At 30.5% G+C, this 15,411-nt stretch carries 16 protein-coding genes; 12 read left to right on the forward strand and 4 right to left on the reverse strand.

What is annotated here, in order from left to right:
* Positions 1-141: 141 nt before the first annotated feature.
* The 4 genes from smpB to QNK89_RS06970 all read left to right on the forward strand — a co-directional run bounded on the left by smpB (position 142) and on the right by QNK89_RS06970 (position 4,809).
* Positions 142-600, forward strand: a complete 459-nt coding sequence (smpB, locus tag QNK89_RS06955; protein ID WP_340170296.1) for an SsrA-binding protein SmpB — start codon at positions 142-144, stop codon at positions 598-600.
* A 7-nt stretch (positions 601-607) separates the two neighbouring features.
* Positions 608-1,279, forward strand: coding sequence for a hypothetical protein (locus QNK89_RS06960; RefSeq protein WP_340170297.1), 672 nt, complete (start codon positions 608-610; stop codon positions 1,277-1,279).
* Positions 1,280-1,415: 136 nt separating this feature from the next.
* Positions 1,416-2,228 carry a S8/S53 family peptidase gene (locus QNK89_RS06965; protein WP_340170298.1) on the forward strand — a complete coding sequence of 271 codons (813 nt, stop codon included), beginning with the start codon at positions 1,416-1,418 and terminating at the stop codon, positions 2,226-2,228.
* Positions 2,229-2,340: 112 nt separating this feature from the next.
* Positions 2,341-4,809 carry a DUF5686 and carboxypeptidase regulatory-like domain-containing protein gene (locus tag QNK89_RS06970; protein WP_340170299.1) on the forward strand — a complete coding sequence of 823 codons (2,469 nt, stop codon included), beginning with the start codon at positions 2,341-2,343 and terminating at the stop codon, positions 4,807-4,809.
* 177 nt (positions 4,810-4,986) lie between these two features.
* On the opposite strand, the gene QNK89_RS06975 is transcribed toward QNK89_RS06970, so the two are convergent.
* Together QNK89_RS06975 and QNK89_RS06980 are read right to left on the reverse strand one after the other, a co-directional pair.
* Positions 4,987-5,235 (reverse strand): hypothetical protein, encoded by a 249-nt coding sequence (locus QNK89_RS06975; RefSeq protein WP_340170300.1) that lies wholly within the window; start codon positions 5,233-5,235, stop codon positions 4,987-4,989.
* 42 nt (positions 5,236-5,277) lie between these two features.
* Positions 5,278-5,919, reverse strand: a complete 642-nt coding sequence (locus QNK89_RS06980) for a protein-L-isoaspartate(D-aspartate) O-methyltransferase (RefSeq protein WP_340170310.1) — start codon at positions 5,917-5,919, stop codon at positions 5,278-5,280.
* A gap of 157 nt (positions 5,920-6,076) precedes the next feature.
* Between QNK89_RS06980 and QNK89_RS06985 the strand changes: the two genes are divergently transcribed.
* The 8 genes from QNK89_RS06985 (at position 6,077) to miaA (ending at position 13,851) form a co-directional block, all read left to right on the forward strand.
* On the forward strand, positions 6,077-7,036 hold the full coding sequence (locus QNK89_RS06985) for a Gfo/Idh/MocA family oxidoreductase (RefSeq protein WP_340170301.1): 960 nt from the start codon (positions 6,077-6,079) through the stop codon (positions 7,034-7,036).
* Positions 7,037-7,183: 147 nt separating this feature from the next.
* Positions 7,184-8,074 (forward strand): 3-hydroxybutyryl-CoA dehydrogenase, encoded by an 891-nt coding sequence (locus tag QNK89_RS06990; protein ID WP_340170302.1) that lies wholly within the window; start codon positions 7,184-7,186, stop codon positions 8,072-8,074.
* Positions 8,075-8,153: 79 nt separating this feature from the next.
* Complete coding sequence (locus QNK89_RS06995; RefSeq protein WP_340170303.1) at positions 8,154-9,392, forward strand: DUF1015 domain-containing protein; 1,239 nt, start codon at positions 8,154-8,156, stop codon at positions 9,390-9,392.
* A gap of 69 nt (positions 9,393-9,461) precedes the next feature.
* Complete coding sequence (locus QNK89_RS07000; RefSeq protein ID WP_340170304.1) at positions 9,462-10,133, forward strand: YggS family pyridoxal phosphate-dependent enzyme; 672 nt, start codon at positions 9,462-9,464, stop codon at positions 10,131-10,133.
* Between the two features lie 15 nt (positions 10,134-10,148).
* Entirely contained in the window at positions 10,149-11,513 is a 1,365-nt protein-coding gene (locus QNK89_RS07005; protein ID WP_340170311.1) for an exonuclease domain-containing protein, read from the forward strand.
* Positions 11,510-11,674 carry a hypothetical protein gene (locus tag QNK89_RS07010; RefSeq protein ID WP_340170305.1) on the forward strand — a complete coding sequence of 55 codons (165 nt, stop codon included), beginning with the start codon at positions 11,510-11,512 and terminating at the stop codon, positions 11,672-11,674. The genes QNK89_RS07005 and QNK89_RS07010 overlap by 4 nt, the downstream gene beginning before the upstream one ends.
* 377 nt (positions 11,675-12,051) lie before the next feature.
* Complete coding sequence (locus QNK89_RS07015; RefSeq protein ID WP_340170306.1) at positions 12,052-12,912, forward strand: ion transporter; 861 nt, start codon at positions 12,052-12,054, stop codon at positions 12,910-12,912.
* Positions 12,913-12,921: 9 nt separating this feature from the next.
* Positions 12,922-13,851 carry a tRNA (adenosine(37)-N6)-dimethylallyltransferase MiaA gene (gene miaA, locus QNK89_RS07020; protein WP_340170307.1) on the forward strand — a complete coding sequence of 310 codons (930 nt, stop codon included), beginning with the start codon at positions 12,922-12,924 and terminating at the stop codon, positions 13,849-13,851.
* A 95-nt stretch (positions 13,852-13,946) separates the two neighbouring features.
* Here the strand turns inward: miaA and QNK89_RS07025 are convergent, their stop codons facing one another.
* Together QNK89_RS07025 and QNK89_RS07030 are read right to left on the reverse strand one after the other, a co-directional pair.
* Positions 13,947-14,651, reverse strand: coding sequence for a response regulator transcription factor (locus tag QNK89_RS07025; RefSeq protein WP_340170308.1), 705 nt, complete (start codon positions 14,649-14,651; stop codon positions 13,947-13,949).
* A 4-nt stretch (positions 14,652-14,655) separates the two neighbouring features.
* Positions 14,656-15,411, reverse strand: a 756-nt coding sequence (locus tag QNK89_RS07030) for a HAMP domain-containing sensor histidine kinase (RefSeq protein WP_340170309.1), incomplete at its 5' end; no start/stop codon positions are given.

Here is a 15,411-nt window from a genome sequence, read left to right on the forward strand (position 1 = left end):
CAGTATCATTAATAAAGAAGTTTACAATGAAATAGATGAAAGCATCTACAATCATATGTATATAATAACCATTCCAAATGGTAAAATAAAACATGAACTTAAAATGCTAGATTAATTCTATTTTTTTAGCTTTGCCAATAGATGCAAAAAAACATTAACATACTTAATAAAAGAGCTAAATTTCAATACGAAATATTAGATAAATATACTGCTGGAATTGTTTTAACTGGAACAGAGATAAAATCTATTAGAGATGGAAAAGCTTCTATAACCGAAAGTTTCTGTGAGTTTAACCTACAAAATGAGTTGTTTGTTATTAACATGACTATTCAAGAATATGTTTATGGTAATTATTACAATCATGCGCCTAAAGCTCAACGTAAATTATTATTAAACAGAAAAGAATTAAAAAAACTTGAAAAAGAAGTCAATAATTCTGGTTTAACAATTATACCATTACGTTTATTTATAAACGAAAATGGTTATGCTAAACTTGTTATTGCATTAGCAAAAGGTAAAAAGCTTTTCGATAAACGTGAAACAATTAAAGACCGTGATAATAAGCGTAACTTAGCACGTATTAAAAAAGACTTTAATTAAAAATGATATGCTTTTCTGTAAAAAACACATTCTAGCTTTACTTTTCTTTACAGTATCTCTTTATTCTTTTTCTCAAACTAATGAAGTCTTAAATAGATTTTATATAAAATTAAGTCCAAACTTAGAGTTTGATTCTCCTAAAAGCATACTAAACATAGAGGCTATTAACAACCTTAACAATCGTTATCATTTTGAAATCTACAATACCTATAGTTTCTCTAAAAAACAAATAGAAGTATTATCTAAGAAATCAAAAAACAACCATACTTTAAAAAACATTTTTAGAATAGAAGCTGTTTTAAATAATGTTGAATCAAAAGATCTTTTAGAGGGTTTAAAAAAAATACCAAACCTAGTTTATGCTTACCAAGCTAACATTACACCTATTAAGCCTCCGCACGATATAGCACCTATTACTACAAATTTAGAGAGTAGTCAAGGTTATATTGAAACTAATCCTGGAATGAATATTAGATATGCATGGAATAATGGCATAAATGGTGCTGGTATTAATATAAAAGCAGTTGAGTATGGTATTAACACAAATCATGAAGACTTAGACCATACCAATGCCTCTCTTTCACCAAACACAACAATTAACTCTGCTGCTACATTAGCATATACAGAACACGGAACAAGTGTTGCAGGAATTGTTTTTGCAAACAAAGGCACTTATTGAGTAAGCGATTATAGCTCATGGTGCAAACGAGTATATTCTTTATACAGAATGGACCGAAGAATATGGGTATAATAGAGTTTTAGCCACTTCTAATGCAATTAATAACGCTTTAGCTGGCGATATTATAATATTCGAAATGCAAACATTTGGACAAAACGGAAATTTTGTTTTAGCAGAATACGAGCAAGCAATTTGGGATTTAACTAAAAGCGCTACAGATGCTGGAATTATAATTATTGCAGCTGCTGGAAATGGTAGCGAAAATTTAGATGCAACGTTTTACAATAGCTACAATGCAAGAGGAGACAGTGATGCAATTATAGTTGGAGCAGGAAGTGCAAACACAACACACTCTCCTTTATTCTATACAACACATGGTTCTCGTGTAAATGTGCATTCTTGGGGACAAAATGTAACAACTACAGGAAATAGCTGCAATAACACTATAGTTTTTGGTAATGATTTAAACCAGACCTACAACTATTGTTTTAATGGTACTAGTTCTGCAACTGCTCTAGTTGGTGGTTTTACTGCAGTATTACAATCTTATTATTTTGCCCAAACGGGAAATTATTTAACCTCTCAAGAATTAAGAACATTAATTATAAATACAGTAACAGCGCAAAGTACTGGAGTTAATATTGGGCCATTACCTAATATGGAAGCAGCAATGTTAGCTTTAGACAATACGCTTAGTGTTAAAACTAATAATATTTCAAATTTTATAATGTATCCTAACCCAACAAAAGATCAGGTAAACATTAACTTAAGTGGTATTAATAATAAAGCAACAATTAAGATTCATAATTTATTAGGCCAGCAAGTATTAGCAAAAGAATTAACTCAAAAAAAATCTACAGTTTCATTAAATAATCTATCTAAAGGATTATATCTAGTTACCATAAAAACTAAGAACCACAAAAGCGTTAAAAAGCTAATAATTAATTAAAGTTGCGTTAAATCTAAAATAATAATTGTTTATTTTTTTTATGTTTGATTGATCTTAAGGCAACCATTTTACAAAAAATGGCGTCTATAATATTAAAACCAAACACTAAGCTATGAACAAATATCTACTACTCTGTCTTTCTTTTCTTTTAGCAAATTTCACTTATAGTCAAATTACAGGTAATGTAACTTCAAAAACTGGAAAAACACTACCATTTGTAAGCGTTTACGTTAATAACACCTACACAGGCACAACAACAAACGAAGAAGGTAATTACACATTAGATTTAGAAAAAACCGGAGAATATACTATTGTGTTTCAGTTTTTAGGCTTTAAAACACTCAAAAAGACGGTTTCAGTAACCACTTTTCCTTTTGTTCTGGATGCTACACTTTTAGAAGAAAACATCTCTTTAAGCGAAGTGGTAATTAATTCTGAAGAAAATCCGGCAAATCAAATTATTAGAAATACTATTGCAAAGCGAAAAAATGTCTTAGAAAAAATGAGTGAATTCAAAGCAGATTTCTACTCTCGCGGACTTATTAAAATTGTAGATGCTCCAGAAAAAATATTTGGTCAAGACGTTGGTGATCTTGATGGTGCTTTAACAGATTCAACAAGAACTGGAATTATTTATCTTTCTGAAACTATTTCTAAAATAGAATACAAAAAACCCAGACGCTTAAAAGAAAGAATATTAGCCTCTAAAGTAAGTGGTGATACTAATGGTTTTAGCTTTAATAACGCTACAGATGTAAATTACAACTTTTACAATAACACATTCGATCTTGGTAATACTGCAATCTCACCAATTGCCGATTATGCATTTAATTATTACAAATACAAGTTAGAAGGTGTTTTTTATGATGATAATAATAACCTCATCAATAAAATACTTATTACACCAAAACGCGATAACGATGCTGCGTTTTCAGGTTACATTTATATTGTGGAAGACCAATGGTTAATTTACGCCATAGATGTTAGTATCTCTGGTAAACGCACAGGTATTCTACCAATAGATGTACTAACTTTAAAACAAAGCTTCTCGTATTCTGAAACCGATAATATTTGGGCGTTAATTACACAAACAATCGATTTTAAATATGGTTTTTTTGGCTTTAATGGTGAAGGACGTTTTACTGCTGTATATAGTGATTACGATTTTACACCAGAATTTAATGCTAAAAACTTTTCAAGAGAAATTCTTTCATTTGAAGAAAATTCCAACAAAAAAGATTCACTTTTTTGGGATGCAAAACGTCCAGTGCCTTTAACTCTAGAAGAATCTTCGGATTATGTAAAAAAAGACAGCTTGCAATTGATTAGAAAATCTAAACCATATTTAGATTCTATAGACACAAAAAACAACAAATTTAAATTTGGTGATATCTTAGGAGGTTACAGCTACCAGAATTCTCATAAAAATTATCGTTTTAGTATTAGTTCTCCACTAGAGAAAATTACTTTTAATACAATACAAGGTTGGAATGGAAGTGTTGGCATGCGCTACACAAAAGAAATAAACGAATACAAACGTTATTTTAATATTTCTGGAAACTTAAACTACGGCGAAGCAGACGATCGCTTGCGTGGAACAGTTGCAGCGCGTTTTAGATTTAACCCAATAAACAATCGTTTTATATCGCTTTCTGGAGGAATTAAAACAGAACAATTTAATAGCGCTAACCCAATTTCAAATACAGAGAATTTAGTAAGCACTTTACTATTTGAAGAGAATTACATGAAACTCTACGATAGAAGTTTTGTGCAAGGTCAATATTACCAAGAGCTTTTTAATGGCTTTAGATTAAATTCAACACTAGGTTTCGAACGTAGAAAAGTACTGTTTAATAACACAGATTATGTTTTAAGAAATGAAGATGGAGATACTTATACTAGCAACAATCCTTTAGACGAAACAGACTTCACCTCAACACCTTTTAATACACATAATATTGCTAGGTTAAATGTAAATGCAACCATTAATTTTGCGCAAGATTACTTAAGTTATCCTGACGGAAAATACAATGTTCCTAATAGCAATTTCCCAACATTGAACGTTGGTTACGAAAAAGGTTTTGCAGCAACAAATTCTAATTATAATTTCGAGCAATTTAAGGCAAGGTTAAGACAACGTGTTAAACTTGGCAACAAAGGCGAACTCGAATATAATGTACTTGGTGGTATCTTCTCTAACGCAGATAATATTGCTTTTATGGATTACCACCATTTTAATGGTAACCAAACCAATGTAAAGCTAGATGGTTCTTACTTAAACGCGTTTAAAAATTTACCTTATTACGGATTAAGTACAAATAATAGCTACGCAGAATTTCATGCCGAACACCGTTTTAATGGCTACATATTAAATAAAATTCCATTATTAAATAAGCTAAATTTTAATCTTATACTAGGTGTAAATGCTGCTATTACACAAGATAATAAACCGTATAGCGAGTTTTCTGTTGGTGTTGATAATATAGGTTTTGGTAAATTTAGATTTCTACGTGTAGATTATGTGCGCTCTTACCAAAGTGAGTTTATTAATGATGCAGTGCTTTTTGGGATAAGTTTATAATACCTTCATGTAAAAGTAGAAACTTGACTTTGTCAAACTTTTCAACTAACTTCGTTTCGAGTTGATATAAAATATTAACCGCATACTTAATTTACATTAATACAATGAAGTATTTAAGAATTTATATCTATTTAATAATCACTGGAATCACAATTCTTCTGTTTGGTTGTAACAACTCTAAAAAAAGTGAAGGTGGTAGTTGTGAATACGTAAGTTTAGTTGAGGAATATCGTATAGATAGTATCGACCAAACAAACGATACAAACTATAAGATGTACAGTCGCTTTCGCTTACTCCTCCCATTAAACAAACACCAGAATTTGGAGTGACAACCATATCTATGGTACTTCCTGTATGGTATTCAGTATAATTTTGAGAAAAACCAAACTGAGAAATAAATAGAAATAGTATTAAAAAAAATTTCATAATATTTTTTTTTAAAAAAACTGAACATATATTATTTATCTACTAATTCTTGTCTTCCAAAAGTGGTACAAACCTAAACTCGCCAAACTCGGTTTTATCAAACTCCTTTGCTCCTTTTCTAACAAAAAGCGTCATGATTTGTACATTATCTCCAACAGGAATTACTAAACGACCACCAATTTCCAACTGTGCTAATAGAGGTTTTGGTACAAATGGCGCTCCAGCAGTAACAATTATACTTTTAAATGGTGCTTCTTCCTCCAAACCTTTATAACCATCGCCAAAGATAAATTTCTTCGCTCTATAGCCTAGTTTTGGTAAAAACTTACTTGTTGTCTTAAAGAGTTCTTGTTGTCTTTCTATAGTAAAAACTTTAGCTCCTAAAAGACATAAAACAGCAGTTTGATAGCCACTTCCTGTACCTATTTCAAGTACTTTATCTCCTGCTTTAATTTGCATTAATTCCGTTTGAAAAGCAACAGTAAACGGTTGCGAAATGGTTTGGTCTGCAGCAATAGGAAACGCTTTATCTTGATACGCATGATCTAAAAAGCCAGAATCCATAAACAAATGTCTTGGTATAGAACCTATAGCATTTAAAACAGTAGTATTTGTAATCCCTTTGTTTTTTAGTACCGTAACTAATTGTTGTCTTAAGCCTTTGTGTTTAAAAGTATCTTGCAAAATCATGAATGGTTTAGAATGCTAAAATTAATGAAACAAACTTCGTTTTAAAAGCAAAAAGTCAATTTTAATTTTATTGTTAATTTGGTCTAAAAAGTTAGCTATTTCTATGAAATTTGTAAGTAAAAAAACTATTTTTGTTAAAAACGTATAAAGAATGCTAAACGCTGGAGTTTTAGGTGCTGGACACCTAGGGAAAATTCATTTAAGATTACTTAATCAGTCTAATAAATATAACCTTGTTGGTTTTTACGATTCTAATGAAGACAACGGTAAAAAAGTAGAAGCAGAATTTGGTTATAAATACTTTAATTCTTTTGAAGCTTTAATAGATGCTGTAGATGTTGTAGATATTGTAACACCTACGCTTTCTCACTACGATTGTGCAAGACAAGCCATTGCTAAAGGCAAGCATATTTTTATAGAAAAGCCCATTACTAACACTGTTGAGGAGGCCGAAACGTTAAGAACTTTGGTAGCAGAAAGTGGTGTAAAAGCTCAAGTTGGCCACGTAGAACGTTTTAATCCTGCTTTTATTGCTATTAAACACCAACTAGACAGCCCAATGTTTATTGAAGCCCATAGACTAGCAGAGTTTAATCCTAGAGGAACAGATGTTCCTGTGGTATTAGATTTAATGATTCATGATATAGATGTAATTTTAAGCGTTGTACAGTCTAAAGTAAAAAGTGTTTCTGCAAGTGGTGTATCTGTAATTAGTGATACACCAGATATTGCAAATGCACGTATAGAATTTATAAACGGTTGTGTTGCCAATTTAACGGCTAGTCGTATTTCATTAAAAAATATGCGTAAAACAAGATTCTTCCAAAAGGATGCCTACATTTCTGTAGATTTTTTAGAGAAGAAGTGTGAAGTTGTAAAAATGAAAGATGCTCCAGAAACGCCTGGAGATTTTGACATGATTCTTCAAAATGCAGAAGGCATAAAAAAACAAATTTATTTCGATAATCCAGAGGTGCCAAGTAATAATGCTATTTTAGATGAACTAGAAAGCTTTGCAGATGTTATAAACAACAACACAAAACCAATAGTAACATTACACGATGGTACAGAAGCACTGCGTGTAGCGACTATGATTATAGATCAGTTTTAGAAAATAGTTAGCAGTCTTCAGTTAGCATACTTAATTTTATGTTATACCGAGCTTAAACGAAGTGCTTTTATAACATAATTTACTTTAAATTTTAAATACAAACAGATTGCAAAGACTTAAAAATCTCGCAATAAAATACAATAAAAAATGAAAAACGTAGCAGTAATTGGAGCAGGAACAATGGGAAATGGTATTGCTCATACCTTTGCACAATCAGGCTTTAAAGTACAATTAATAGATATTAGTGAAGACTCACTAAAAAAAGGATTAGCAACTATCTCTAAAAATTTAGATAGAATGGTTGCTAAGGAAAGAATTACAGAAGTAGAAAAAGCTGAGACATTAGGAAACATTACAACATACACTAATGTTAATGTAGGAGTAAAAGATGCTAATTTAGTAGTAGAAGCAGCTACAGAGAACATCGATTTAAAACTAAAAATTTTCAAGCAGTTAGACGAAGCTTGCCCAGCAGATACTATTTTGGCTACAAACACCTCCTCTATATCAATTACTCAAATTGGAGCAGTAACATCTAGACCAGAAATGGTAATAGGAATGCATTTTATGAATCCAGTTCCTATTATGAAATTGGTTGAAATTATTCGTGGTTATAACACAAGCGACGAAGTAACTAATACAATCATGGAATTATCTAAAACCTTAGGCAAAATACCTACAGAAGTTAACGATTATCCTGGATTTGTAGCCAATAGAATTTTAATGCCAATGCTTAACGAATCTATAGAAACACTCTATAATGGTGTTGCAGGAGTTGAAGAGATTGATACAGTTATGAAATTAGGTATGGCACACCCAATGGGACCATTACAATTAGCAGATTTTATTGGTTTAGATGTCTGCTTGTCTATATTAAACGTCATGTACGATGGCTTTAAAAACCCTAAATATGCGCCTTGTCCTCTATTAGTAAATATGGTACGTGCAGGAAAATTAGGAGTTAAATCTGGTGAAGGTTTTTACGATTATTCAGAAAGTAGAAAGGCTGAGAATGTAGCGAAGCAATTTTTAAAATAAAAATTATAGTCAAAGTTTTCAGTCGCAGTAGCAAACGTCCTCAACTGTTTACTGAGACTGCGACTGCAAACTAAATAACATGGCAAAAATAATTCCGTTTCAAGCAGTAAAACCAACACGAGACAAAGTGAGTCTTGTAGCCTCTCGATCTTACCAAAGTTATACACAAGCAGAACGAGAAGCACGACTAGATTACAATCCGTTTTCTTTTTTACATATTGTAAATCCTTGTTATAAATATGCTAAAGAAATTTCTGGAGAAGCTCGCTATCAACTCGTTAAAAACAGATATTTAGAATTTAAAGAAGATGGTGTTTTTGTTAAAGATAAAAAATCCTCTTTTTACATTTATAAAATTGTAGATCGGGACAATCAAACTTTTAATGGTATTGTTGCAGCTGCTAATGTTGAAGATTATCAGAATGATATTATAAAAAAGCACGAAGATACAATAGCGAGTAGAGAATCGGTTTTTAAAGACTATTTAAAAACTGTAGGATTTAATGCAGAACCTGTACTTCTAACCTACCCAGATAATAACTCAATTTCGAATATTTTAGCGGAAATACAACAAGAAAGAGCTGAATTTGAATTCACTACTACCTATCGCGATACTCATTATTTATGGCAAATAGAAAGCGAAACACATATAAAAACTATTATTGATACTTTTGCAAAAATGGAAACAATTTATATAGCAGATGGTCACCATAGATCGTCTTCTTCCCTATTACTTTGTAACGCTTTAAAAGCTGAAAATAAAAAGCATAAAGGCGACGAAACTTATAATTATTTTATGAGTTTTTTAATCCCAGAGTCTGAGTTACGTATTCACGAATTTAATAGACTAGTAAAAGACATAAACGGATTAACAAAAGAGGAATTTTTAAATGAATTAGACACTTTATTCAGAATAGAAAACAGAGGTATTATGCCTTATAAACCATCTAAAGCACATCATTTTAGTATGTATTTAGATGGTGAGTTTTACTCTTTGTATTTACGTAAAACGAATTACAAATTCACTTCGTCTTTAGAAGCATTAGATGCACAACTACTCTACCAAACTATTTTAAAACCTATTTTAGGAATTATAGATTTACGAAGCGATAAACGTATCGATTATTTAAGTGGAAAAAAAGATATAATAAATCTTAAGAGTAAGATTGACAGTGGTGAGTTTAAAGTTGGTTTTGGTATGGTTCCTGCTACAATAGAACAAATGAAGCATATTGCAGACGATGGACTTAAAATGCCACCAAAAAGCACTTATATTGAGCCTAAACTAAGAAGTGGTGTAACTATTTATGAATTCTAATAAATGTTAATTTATTATTTGTTTAGCTGTTTATTTGAAACAACTAGTAACTAAACTACAAAAAGCAATATGAGCATACAAAAAAACCTTAATACCATAAAACAATCACTTCCTAAAAACATTACACTAGTAGCAGTTTCAAAAACAAAACCTATTAGTGATTTAATGAAAGCCTACAATGTTGGACAACGCATTTTTGGAGAAAACAAAATCCAAGAAATGGCAGAAAAGCATGAAGAAATGCCAAAAGATATTGAGTGGCATATGATTGGGCATGTTCAAAGCAACAAGGTTAAATACATGGCTGAGTTTGTGAGTTTAATTCATGGTGTGGAAAGTTTTAAACTATTAAAAGAGATAAATAAACAAGCGTTAAAACATAACAGAATTATAGACTGTTTGCTTCAAATTAAAATTGCAGAGGAAGATTCTAAATTCGGAATGTCTTCTAAAGAAGCTCAAGACATATTACAATCTCAGGATTTTTCAGAATTAAAAAATATAAAAATTATTGGTGCTATGGGAATGGCATCATATACTGATAATACAAATCAAATTGAAAAAGAATTCAAGCTTTTAGAAACTACTTTTAAAGATTTAAAAGTAATAGAAAAAGAAAACTGTAAACTAGAAACTATTTCTATGGGAATGAGTGGTGATTACCAATTAGCAATTGCGTGTGGTAGCACAATGGTTCGTGTTGGAAGTAGTATCTTTGGCAGCAGAAATTACAACAACTAATAAAAAACACACAACATTTACGCAATATTAGACATAGAAACCACTGGTGGTAAGTATAATGAGGAAGGAATAACAGAGATTGCCATTTATAAATTTAATGGACACGAAGTTGTAGACCAGTTTATAAGCCTAGTTAATCCTGAAAGAGACATCCAACCTTTTGTAGTAAATCTTACAGGTATTAACAGTAATATGTTAAAAAATGCACCTAAGTTTTATGAAATTGCTAAACGTATTGTAGAAATTACGCAAGGCTGCACACTTGTTGCACATAATGCAAAGTTTGACAATAGAATATTAACTACAGAATTTAAACGTTTAGGATTTGATTTTGATAGTGAAACGCTTTGTACAGTAGAATTAGCTAAAACACTTATTCCAGATTTACCGTCTTATAGTCTAGGTAAACTTGTTCGCTCTTTAGGAATCCCTGTTAAAGATAGACATAGAGCCTCTGGTGATGCACTAGCAACAGTTAAACTTTTTAAACTCTTATTGAGTAAAGATGTTGAAAAAACTATTATTCAAAAATTTTTAAGAAAAGAACCTAAATTACAATTAGAACCAAAACTTATAGAAATTATTGCTACTATGCCATCCATAACAGGCGTGTATTATATATATAATAAGGAAGGTAGAATTATATATATTGGAAAGAGTAAGAATATAAAAAAACGAATTAATCAGCATTTTACTGGAACAGATAGAAAATCTAAAAAAATTCAAATACAAGTGGCAACAGTAACTTACGATGCTACTGGAAGCGAGCTTATTGCGCTTTTAAAAGAGAGTCATGAGATTAAACAAAACAAACCTATATTTAATCGTGCCTTAAGAAAAACATTGTTTTCTCATGCTTTATATAGCTCTATAGATACCAATGGTTATACTAATTTAACCATAGATATTGCAGATGGTCGTAAAAAATACATTACTACTTTTAGTAATAGACAAAGCGCAAAAGACTTTTTGCATCGTGCAGTAGAAACACATTCTTTATGTTTAAAGCTATCTGGATTAGAGAAAACACTTAATAGCTGCTTTAAATATGAATTAAAAGAATGTGAAGGCGCTTGCGTAAACGAAGAAAACACAATACTATATAACAATAGAGTTAACGATTTTATAGAGAAATACAGCTATAAAAACCAAAATATGATTGTTATAGATAGAGGTCGTGAAGTTGGAGAAAACAGTGCTATTTTAATAGAGAATGGCGTATTTGCTGGTTATGGTTTTTACGATTTAAATCACCAACTTAACAATATAGATATATTAAAATCTATTATTATTCCTATGGAAAATAATAGACACACACAACATATAATACAAAGCTATCTACGTAGAAATAAACGCTTAAAAATTTTAAAATTTAAATGAAAAAATTCACATTAACACTTTCCTGCATTCTTTTTATAATTATTGCTTTTTCACAAGCTAAATTTAATGCATCAGGATATAATGTAACTAATGATGAATTAACCATAAAAACGTTTAGTAAAGATTCAACTGCAAACGCATTAGTAATTTACGAGTATTGAAACTCTTACATAGATCCAGACGATTTTAGACTAAAAACCGAAATAAGACGTAAAGTCAAAATTTTTAATCGAGATGGTTTTTATAAAGCCTATATTTCTATTTATTTATATAAAAATAGTGATAGTAAAGAAAAAATAATGAAAATAAGAGGCACAACTTCTAATACAAATGCTAATGGAACTTTAGATATCCAGAAATTAAATAAAGATCAAATTTTTATTGAAGATTATAACAACAATTATTCTCTAGTAAAATTTACAATCAGAATTATCATCCTTACTTAAAAAAGTATTTTAGCACAATTGTAGATTTACAAAAGAATTCACTAATTATTTTAAAGAAAAAATAGGTCGACAAAATTTAGTATTTTTGAAATATGAGTAACACAAAAAAACAACATTGGAAAGATAAGCTCTATGAGATTATTTATGAGGCAGATACTCCTGTTGGAAAATTGTTTGATGTTATTTTGCTTATTTTTATACTAGCTAGTATTCTTTTAGTAATGCTTGAAAGTGTCAGCTGGATTGATGCGGACTACCATAATGCACTTTATATTGGAGAGTGGATTATAACCATCTTATTCTCCATAGAATACATTGCGAGAATAATAACTGTAAAAAAACCTACTAAATATATTTTCAGTTTCTACGGTATTATAGATTTCTTATCTATAATACCAATATATTTATCCTTCTTTTTTGTTGGTGGCCAAGCATTAGTTGCATTAAGAGCACTACGATTACTAAGAATTTTTAGAATTTTAAAATTAGCTAGATATTTAGGAGCTTCAAACCAACTAGCAGCCGCAATTAAAGCCAGTCGTGCTAAAATTTCTGTATTTTTATTTGCAGTAATAATAGCTTCAATTATTTTTGGAACATTAATGTACCTAGTAGAAGGTGAAGCACACGGCTTTACAAATATTCCAAAGAGTGTCTATTGGTGTATAGTGACACTAACCACTGTAGGTTTTGGTGATATTGCTCCAGAGACTCCTCTAGGTCAGTTTATCGCTACAATTATCATGATTATGGGTTATGGTATTATTGCTGTACCAACAGGAATAGTATCTGCAGAATATACTAGAAAAGTAAACAACGAAGAGAAAGAGAATAATGATGAGCCAGAAAAAATTCATCTTAATTCTCAATCTTGCAGAAACTGCTTCGCTACAAGACATAAAGATGAGGCAGAATATTGTTATAATTGCGGTCACAACTTACACATAAGCTAAACTTACACTTTGAGTTATAATAGTAAACACCTAATTTCTATTGTTGGACCTACAGCAATAGGTAAAACAAGTTTAAGCATTAACCTTGCTAAATATTTTAATACCGAAATACTATCTGCAGATTCTAGACAGTTTTACAAAGAAATGCAAATAGGTACAGCAGCTCCTACTCCATTTGAAATTTCTCAAGCTAAACATCATTTTATACACCATAAATCTATTGAAGAAACTTATAATGTTGGTGCTTTCGAAAAAGATGCCATTGCAACTTTAGATAAACTATTTAAAAAGCACAATGTTATTATTATGGTTGGTGGCTCTGGTTTATATGTAGATGCGGTTACTAAAGGATTAGATTATTTTCCTGAAGTAGATAAAAACGTAAGAGAACGCTTGAATTTAGAACTAAAAGAGAACGGTCTAGAATCACTTCAAGTACAATTAAAGTCATTAGATATAGAGTCTTACAATACTATTGCAATAGATAATCCACAACGTGTTATACGTGCTTTAGAAATATGTATTGGAAGCGGCAAACCATATTCTTCATTTTTAAATAAAGATAAAAATAAGCGTCATTTTAAAACCATAACTATTGGTTTAACTGCAGGAAGAGAAACCATCTATAATCGTATTAATAAACGTGTAGATATTATGATGGCTCACGGACAACTTGAAGAAGCAAAATCTTTAGTTGAACAACAAGATCTTAATGCTCTAAACACAGTTGGCTATAAAGAACTCTTTAATTATTTTAAAGGTGAATGGACACTAGATTTTGCTATTGAAGAAATGAAAAAAAATTCTAGACGTTTTGCTAAGCGCCAAATTACATGGTTTAAGCGCGATAAGAAGACTTTGTGGTTTGATTATAATACTAGGTTGGAGACTATAATCGAAGCTATATCATTAGAGTTTAAAAAGGATAAAACAGAATAATTATTGATCTTAAAACTCTAATATTATTTTTAAGATTTAATAAAAAAAGCCTAAATCTTATAGATTTAGGCTTTTTTATGGTTCCGTTTTAGATGTTAAGCATTTACAACTAACCTAAAGCCTTCCCCGTGTATATTAAGTATTTCTACTTTATCGTCAACTTTTAGGTATTTACGTAATTTAGCAATATATACGTCCATACTTCTTGATGTAAAGTAATTATCGTCTCTCCATATTTTAGTTAATGCTAATTCTCTTGGCATTAAATCGTTTTCATGTAAAGCTAATAAACGCAGTAGTTCATTTTCTTTTGGCGACAACTTTACTTGTTCACCACCTTTATAAGTTAAGAAACGTAATTTAGAATTTAAATCAAAGTTTCCAATTTTAAATTCAAACTGCTTACTGTCTGCTACAGTTTCTGTAGCCTTTCTAGTTATTATTGCTTTAATTTTCATTAAAAGCACTTCGCTATCAAAAGGTTTATTAAGGTAGTCGTCTGCTCCTACTTTGTAGCCTTTAAGTACGTCTTCTTTCATTGCTTTTGCAGTTAGGAAAATAATTGGCACATCGGCATTTTTTTCTCTTATCTCTTTTGCAAGAGTAAAACCATCTTTATAAGGCATCATTACATCTAAAATACAAAGATCGTAATCGTCCTTTTTAAACTTCTCGAAGCCTTCCATACCATTTTTAGCGTGGACAACTGCGTAGTCATTCATCATTAAATAATCTTTTAAAACAGTTCCAAAATTTGGATCATCTTCTACTAATAATATTTTTTTTTCTTGTTCGTCCATAATATTACAATATTAATGGAAGCTTAATTGTGAAAATGCTTCCTTTTTCTTTTTCACTTGTTACTGATATGTGACCACTATGGTCTTCTACAATTCTTTTTACATAGGCCAAGCCTAAGCCATGACCTTTTACGTTATGTATATTTCCTTTATGTTCTCTATAAAATTTTTCAAAAACACGTTTAGAAGCAGCTTTACTCATTCCGCTACCTTCATCTTTAATCTTTACTAGTATACTGTTTCCTATATTTTCTGTTATTACAGTAATTTTGGGAGCATCTAGAGAATATTTTACAGCATTATCTAACATGTTTACTAATACATTTGTAAAATGTGTCTCGTTAGCCAGAATACAATATTTGGTAGCCATTAATTCTGTTTCTATGTGTCCTTGTCTGTCTTCAACAATTAATTCTGTGTGAGAAATAGCATCCTCTATTAAGTCGTGTAAACTAATACCTTCCTTACTAATATTTAGCTCATTTTTTTCAAGACTAGATATTCTTAAGACGTTTTCTACTTGTGCGTGCATGCGTTTGTTTTCTTCACGTATTATTCTTAAATAACGATGCACTTTTTCTTTATCGTCTATAATTTTAGGATTCGTTATAGAATCTAAAGCTAAATTTATAGTTGCTATTGGCGTTTTAAACTCATGCGTCATATTATTTATAAAATCTGTTTTAATTTCAGAGATTTTACGTTGTTTCATTATCTGTTTTAATGCTGTTACAAAAGCTATTAAAATAATAGATGTGAA

It is taken from the genome of Lacinutrix sp. (assembly GCF_037625555.1).
Taxonomy (GTDB): domain Bacteria; phylum Bacteroidota; class Bacteroidia; order Flavobacteriales; family Flavobacteriaceae; genus Lacinutrix.

Bases quoted from the DNA above. Each gene is read 5' to 3' on its own strand.
- smpB (WP_340170296.1), top strand. From the start codon at position 142: ATGCAAAAAAACATTAACATACTTAATAAAAGAGCTAAATTTCAATAC.
- QNK89_RS06960 (WP_340170297.1), top strand. From the start codon at position 608: ATGCTTTTCTGTAAAAAACACATTCTAGCTTTACTTTTCTTTACAGTA.
- QNK89_RS06965 (WP_340170298.1), top strand. From the start codon at position 1,416: ATGCAAACATTTGGACAAAACGGAAATTTTGTTTTAGCAGAATACGAG.
- QNK89_RS06970 (WP_340170299.1), top strand. From the start codon at position 2,341: ATGAACAAATATCTACTACTCTGTCTTTCTTTTCTTTTAGCAAATTTC.
- QNK89_RS06975 (WP_340170300.1), bottom strand. From the start codon at position 5,235: ATGAAATTTTTTTTAATACTATTTCTATTTATTTCTCAGTTTGGTTTT.
- QNK89_RS06985 (WP_340170301.1), top strand. From the start codon at position 6,077: ATGCTAAACGCTGGAGTTTTAGGTGCTGGACACCTAGGGAAAATTCAT.
- QNK89_RS06990 (WP_340170302.1), top strand. From the start codon at position 7,184: ATGAAAAACGTAGCAGTAATTGGAGCAGGAACAATGGGAAATGGTATT.
- QNK89_RS06995 (WP_340170303.1), top strand. From the start codon at position 8,154: ATGGCAAAAATAATTCCGTTTCAAGCAGTAAAACCAACACGAGACAAA.
- QNK89_RS07000 (WP_340170304.1), top strand. From the start codon at position 9,462: ATGAGCATACAAAAAAACCTTAATACCATAAAACAATCACTTCCTAAA.
- QNK89_RS07010 (WP_340170305.1), top strand. From the start codon at position 11,510: ATGAAAAAATTCACATTAACACTTTCCTGCATTCTTTTTATAATTATT.
- QNK89_RS07015 (WP_340170306.1), top strand. From the start codon at position 12,052: ATGAGTAACACAAAAAAACAACATTGGAAAGATAAGCTCTATGAGATT.
- QNK89_RS07025 (WP_340170308.1), bottom strand. From the start codon at position 14,651: ATGGACGAACAAGAAAAAAAAATATTATTAGTAGAAGATGATCCAAAT.